General features: G+C 63.0%; 7 protein-coding genes. All 7 read left to right on the forward strand.

Annotation, left to right across the window (positions count from 1 at the left end):
- Positions 1 to 150 precede the first annotated feature (150 nt).
- Positions 151 to 1503 (forward strand): substrate-binding protein, encoded by a 1353-nt coding sequence (locus tag XM53_RS13580; protein ID WP_057794208.1) that lies wholly within the window; start codon positions 151 to 153, stop codon positions 1501 to 1503.
- A gap of 148 nt (positions 1504 to 1651) precedes the next feature.
- Positions 1652 to 2683 carry a branched-chain amino acid ABC transporter permease gene (locus XM53_RS13585; RefSeq protein ID WP_057794210.1) on the forward strand — a complete coding sequence of 344 codons (1032 nt, stop codon included), beginning with the start codon at positions 1652 to 1654 and terminating at the stop codon, positions 2681 to 2683.
- A 3-nt stretch (positions 2684 to 2686) separates the two neighbouring features.
- Positions 2687 to 3886: a branched-chain amino acid ABC transporter permease gene (locus XM53_RS13590; protein WP_057794213.1), complete on the forward strand. Its 1200-nt coding sequence runs from the start codon at positions 2687 to 2689 to the stop codon at positions 3884 to 3886.
- 12 nt (positions 3887 to 3898) lie between these two features.
- A complete protein-coding gene (locus XM53_RS13595; RefSeq protein WP_057794215.1) occupies positions 3899 to 4654 on the forward strand; it encodes an ABC transporter ATP-binding protein in 756 nt (251 codons plus the stop codon).
- 9 nt (positions 4655 to 4663) lie between these two features.
- Positions 4664 to 4975: a hypothetical protein gene (locus tag XM53_RS13600; RefSeq protein ID WP_057794217.1), complete on the forward strand. Its 312-nt coding sequence runs from the start codon at positions 4664 to 4666 to the stop codon at positions 4973 to 4975.
- Between the two features lie 13 nt (positions 4976 to 4988).
- Complete coding sequence (locus tag XM53_RS13605; RefSeq protein WP_057794219.1) at positions 4989 to 5744, forward strand: ABC transporter ATP-binding protein; 756 nt, start codon at positions 4989 to 4991, stop codon at positions 5742 to 5744.
- Positions 5745 to 5846: 102 nt separating this feature from the next.
- Positions 5847 to 6000: acetyl-coenzyme A synthetase N-terminal domain-containing protein (locus XM53_RS22525; RefSeq protein ID WP_144435538.1), on the forward strand; the 154-nt coding region annotated here is incomplete at its 3' end.

Genomic DNA, 6000 nt, shown 5'->3' on the forward strand with positions numbered 1-6000 from the left:
GCATTGAAGATTTTATTTACAAAAAAAGTCTTTGGCCAAAGGCGGTTGTTGAACGGTTTTCACCCCCCTTCAATAATGCCAACAGCACACCTGTGCGCCCGGCCGGGCCTGAGGAGCCCCGGCCGCGGAAACACTCAAGGGAGGGATTCAATGTCCAAAACTGACCTCACGCGTCGTGGCCTGCTGAAGACAAGCGCCATCGCGGGCGCCGGCGTCGCACTGCCGACCATCTTCACGGCAAGCTCCGCCGCGGCCTTCACCAACGAACCCACCGGCGACACCGTCACGCTGGGCTTCAACGTACCTCAGTCCGGTCCCTATGCCGACGAGGGTGCCGACGAACTGCGCGCCTACGAACTGGCGGTCGAGCACCTGAACGGCGGCGGCGACGGCGGCATGATGAACACGTTCTCGTCCAACGCCCTGCAAGGCAACGGCATCCTGGGCAAGAAAGTCGAATACGTCACCGGTGACACCCAGACGAAGGCCGACGCGGCCCGCGCCTCGGCCAAGTCGATGATCGAAAAAGACGGCGCCGTCATGGTGACCGGCGGCTCGTCCTCGGGCGTGGCCGTGGCTGTTCAGGCGCTCTGCCAGGAGGCGGGCATCATCTTCATGGCCGGCCTGACCCACTCCAACGACACCACCGGCAAGGACCGCAAGGCCAACGGTTTCCGCCACTTCTTCAACTCGTACATGTCGGGTGCCGCCCTGGCGCCGGTGCTGGCCGCAAACTACGGCACCGACCGCAAGGCCTATCACCTGACCGCCGACTACAACTGGGGCTACACCACCGAGGAAGCCGTGCGCGCCTCGACCGAGGCCATGGGCTGGGAAACCGTCGCCGCCGTGAAAACGCCGCTGACGCAGACCGACTTTTCGTCCTACATCGCGCCGGTGCTGCAATCGGGCGCCGACGTTCTGGTCCTGAACCACTACGGCGGGAACATGGTGAACTCGCTGACCAACGCGGTTCAGTTCGGCCTGCGTGAAAAGCAGGTGAACGGCAAGAACTTCGAGATCGTCGTTCCGCTCTACAGCCGCCTGATGGCCAAGGGTGCCGGCGCCAACGTGAAGGGTATCTTCGGCTCCACCAACTGGCACTGGTCGCTGCAAGACGAAGGCTCCAAGGCGTTCGTCAAATCCTTCGGCACCAAGTACGGCTTCCCGCCGTCTCAGGCAGCCCACACCTGCTACGTCCAGGCGATGCTTTATGCAGATGCCGTGGAACGCGCCGGGTCGTTCAACCCCTGCGCCGTGGGCGAGGCCCTGGAAGGCTTCGAGTTCGACGGCATGGGCAACGGCAAGACACTCTACCGCGCCGAGGACCACCAGTGCTTCAAGGACGTGCTGGTCGTGCGCGGGAAAGAGAACCCGGAAAGCGAGTTCGACCTGCTCGAAATCGTCGAGGTGACCCCGGTCGACCAGGTGACCTATGCCCCCGACCACCCGCAGATGGGTGGCGCCGAGGCAACGCTGGGCGAATGCAACCCGGGCGCCTGATCCTACGGGCCTGATCGCATGGGCCTGACCTGACAACATCCGACGCGGGCGCGCCTGCCGCGCCCGCGTCCACCAGCAAGCCGGACCACGCGCCCCGCGCGCGTCCGTGACCATAACCGGCATCTCTGCAAATCCGAGGGGCACTTCGATGGAAGCCATTATCCTGCAAATTCTCAATGGCCTGGACAAAGGCTCGGCCTATGCGCTGATCGCGCTCGGCCTGACGCTGATCTTCGGCACATTGGGCGTCGTGAACTTCGCGCATGGCGCGCTGTTCATGATCGGTGCGTTCTGCGCCGTCACGCTGAGCCGTATTCTCACGCTCTCCCGTACCGTCGTCGACGAAACACAAACCGACTTTCTGGGCAACCCGCTCGAAGTTCAGGTGCCCTATGTCTACGACTGGTTTGGACAGGCCACCGGGGACGCGATCATAGACTGGGCCGTGCCGCTCTCGATCCTCTTCGCCATTCCGGTGATGATGCTGATCGGCGTGATCATGGAACGCGGGCTGATCAAGCATTTCTACAACCGCCCCCACGCCGACCAGATCCTGGTGACCTTTGGCCTCGCCATCGTGCTTCAGGAAATCATCAAGTTCTACTACGGTGCCAACCCGATCCCGACGCCGGCCCCCGACGCCTTTCGCGGATCGTTCGATTTCGGCGCGATGCTGGGGCTCGACCCCAACGTGGTGATCTACCCCTATTGGCGGATCATCTACTTCGCCTTCGCGGCCGTGATCATCGGTGCCGTCTTCGCTTTCCTGCAATTCACCACCTTCGGCATGGTGGTCCGCGCCGGCATGGCCGACCGCGAGACCGTGCAGCTGCTGGGCATCAACATCGACCGCCGCTTCACCATCATGTTCGGCCTCGCCGCCGCCGTGGCGGGCCTGGCGGGCGTCATGTACACGCCGATCAACTCGCCCAACTACCACATGGGCATGGATTTCCTCGTGCTCAGCTTCGTCGTGGTCGTCGTGGGCGGCATGGGCTCGCTTCCGGGCGCCGTGCTGGCCGGGTTCCTCTTGGGCATCCTGGAAAGCTTCGCCTCGATGCGCGAAGTGCTCGAGGTTCTGCCCGGCATCAACCAGATCATCATCTACCTGGTTGCCATCATCATTCTGCTGACACGTCCGCGTGGCCTGATGGGCCGCAAGGGCGTCATGGAGGACTAAGCCATGCTCGGTCTCGACAAGAAAGACTTCCGCCTGCTGCTGATCGTCATCGCGATCACCCTGCTGGCCCCCTTCATCCTCAACCCGTTCCCCGAGAACTCGGGCATGGCACAGTTCAACGCGGGCTATCCCGACCTGATGCAGCGCTTCGTGATCTACGGGATCTTCGCCATCGGCTTCAACATCCTCTTCGGCCTCACCGGATATCTCTCCTTCGGCCACGCGGCCTTTCTTGGCGTCGGCTCCTACGCCGCGATCTGGATGATGAAGCTGGTCACGCTGAACGTGATCCCGGCGATCATCCTCGGCGTGATCATCGCGGGCCTCTTCGCGCTGGCCGTGGGATATATCTCGCTGCGCCGCTCGGGCATCTACTTCTCGATCCTGACGCTGGCCTTCGCGCAGATGTCCTATGCGCTGGCCTATTCGGTGCTGACGCCGATCACCGGCGGCGAGACGGGCCTTCAGATCAAGTCCACAGACAGCCCGCTTCTGTCGAACTTGGAGCCGGGCGAGATCGGCCGGGCGAACCTTTTCGGCATGGACATGCGCGCGGGCTTCGACCTGTCGTTCGGCGATTGGCTCTTTACCATCAACGCGGGCTACTACATCGCCGCCGTGTTCATGATCATCGCCTTCTACCTCTCGATCCGCATCTTCCGCTCGCCCTTCGGCACCATGCTGCGTGCGGTGAAATCGAACCAGACCCGGATGTACTATACCGGCCTCAACGCCCGCCCCTACACGCTCGCGGCCTTCGTGATCTCGGGCATGTATGCCGGCCTCGCCGGTGGTCTGCTGGTGGCGATGGACACACAGGCCGGTCCCGAACGCATGTTCTGGACAGCCTCGGGCGAGGTCGTGCTGATGACCATCCTCGGCGGCGCGGGCACGCTCATCGGCCCCGTCCTCGGCTCGGGTGCGATCAAGTACATGGAAAACATCCTCAGCAAGATCAACAAGGACATCCTGCACGAATGGTTCGCCTTTATGCCCGACGGGCTCGAGGATTTCGTCATCACCATCGTCTATCCCTTCATCGGCAAGGGCTGGCACCTGACGCTCGGCCTGATCTTCATGGCCGTGGTCATCTTCCTGCCCGGCGGCCTGGTCGAGGGCGGACAGCGCATCGGCCGTCTGCTCCGGGGCAAGAAAGCGAACCCGGACGACGAAAAAGCCACCCAATCCACCCCGGCCGAATAAGGAGCGACGACAATGGGTATTCTTGAAGTCAAGAACGTCAATAAGCGCTTCGGCGGCCTTCAGGCCCTGGGTGACGTGAACCTCAGCGTGGCGGAAAACACCTGCCACGCGATCATCGGCCCCAACGGGGCAGGCAAGTCCACGCTGCTCAACTGCCTCATCGGCAAACTCATCCCCGACACCGGCTCGGTCATGTTCGACGGCCAGTCGGTACTGGGCCGCAAGCCCTACCAGATAAACCAGATGGGCATTTCCCGCGTGTTCCAGACGCCCGAGATCTTCGGCGACCTCAGCGTGCTGGAAAACATGATGATCCCGATCTTTGCCCGGCGCGACGGCGCCTTCCGGATGCACGCTCTGGGGCAGGCCACCCGCGAAAAGGACATCGTCGAACAGGCCGAGGACATGCTCGAAAGCCTCAACCTCGCCGATGCCCGCCACGACCACGCCGCGGCCATGTCGCGCGGCAACAAGCGGCGGTTGGAAATCGGCATGTGCCTTGCGCAGAATCCGCGCCTCCTGCTCTTGGACGAACCCACCGCCGGCATGGCCCGCGCCGACACCAACAACACGATCGACCTCTTGAAACAGATCAAGGACGAACGCGACATCACCATCTGCATCATCGAACACGACATGCACGTGGTGTTCTCCCTGGCCGAACGCATCACCGTCCTGGCCCAGGGCACGCCCCTGGTCGAGGACACGCCCGACAAGATCAAGGGCCACCCCAAGGTCCGCGAAGCGTATCTTGGCGAAAGCGCCTGAGGTGCCACGGTGCGCGTTTCTCCCGAAGCCACCCGTGGCCTCGAGGTCCTGGCGGAACACTTCCATCAGGATGCTGACCTGATGGCGGACAGCGTGAAAGAACTCGCCAGACTGAGCGCACAAGGTATGGATCCCGAGGCACATGAGGCGCTGCGCGATCTGGTGACCACGGCGCTCGACACGGGTACGGTCAGTGAACTCAGGAACCCGTTCCGCCGTGCCGGAGCGGACATTTATCCCCAACCAGGACGCGACGCCGCGTTCTGGAGCGAGGTCGCGACAGGCCTTTCAGCCCCCAACACCCGAACAGCGCAAGCTTGAGAGGACCCGAAAAATGAACGTCAAACCCGACTTTTCCAAGCACCGCAACCACGCCGAGACGGCCCCCGCCTTCCTGTCGGTCTGGGGCATGAAGGCCTATTACGGCGAAAGCTACATCGTCCAGGACATCTCCTTCAACGTCCACGAAGGCGAGATCCTGGCGCTTCTGGGCCGCAACGGCGCGGGCAAGACCACCACCCTGCGCGCCATCGCCCGCATGGACACGCCCCAGGTCAACCACGGCGAAATCTGGCTGGACCACCAACCGCTGCACAACATGAAAAGCCACGAGGCCTCGGCGGCCGGCATCGGCCTCGTCCCCGAGGACCGCTGCATCATCCCCGGCCTGACTGTGGAAGAGAACCTGCAACTGGCCCAGATCGCGCCACCGATCGGCTGGTCCCTCGACCGACTCTACGAGCTTTTCCCCCGCCTCAAGGAACGCCGCCGTCAGGAAGGCGTGACGCTCTCTGGCGGGGAACAACAGATGCTCGCCGTCGCCCGGGCGCTCGCGCGCGACATCAAGGTCCTGCTGCTCGACGAGCCCTACGAGGGCCTCGCCCCCGTGATCGTCGACGAGATCGAAAAGACCCTGCGCATCATCAAGGAACAGGGCATCACCACGATCCTCGTCGAACAGAACGCCGTCCGCGCCCTTGAACTCGCCGATCGCTGCATCATCCTCGATACGGGTGGGATCGCCTTCGATGGGACCGCGTCAGAGGTGCTGGAAAACGAAAGTCTTCGCGCCGAGTATCTGGCCATCTGACGCCAACCTTCCTAGGCTGCCACCAGGAGGACGCCTGCCCCCGCCGCGATTTGCCGGCGGGGCGGGCCTGAAAGACATTCAAGACCACGTAAGGGAGGAACCATGTCCGATAAAACCTATGCGCCCAGTGCCGATTTCGTGGCCAACGCCCATGTCGACGCGGCCAAGTATGACGAGATGTACGCCGCCTCGATCAACGACCCTGAGGCGTTCTGGGGCGACCAGGGCAAGCGCATCGACTGGATCAAGCCCTACT

This window comes from Roseovarius atlanticus (assembly GCF_001441615.1).
Taxonomy (GTDB): Bacteria; Pseudomonadota; Alphaproteobacteria; order Rhodobacterales; family Rhodobacteraceae; genus Roseovarius; species Roseovarius atlanticus.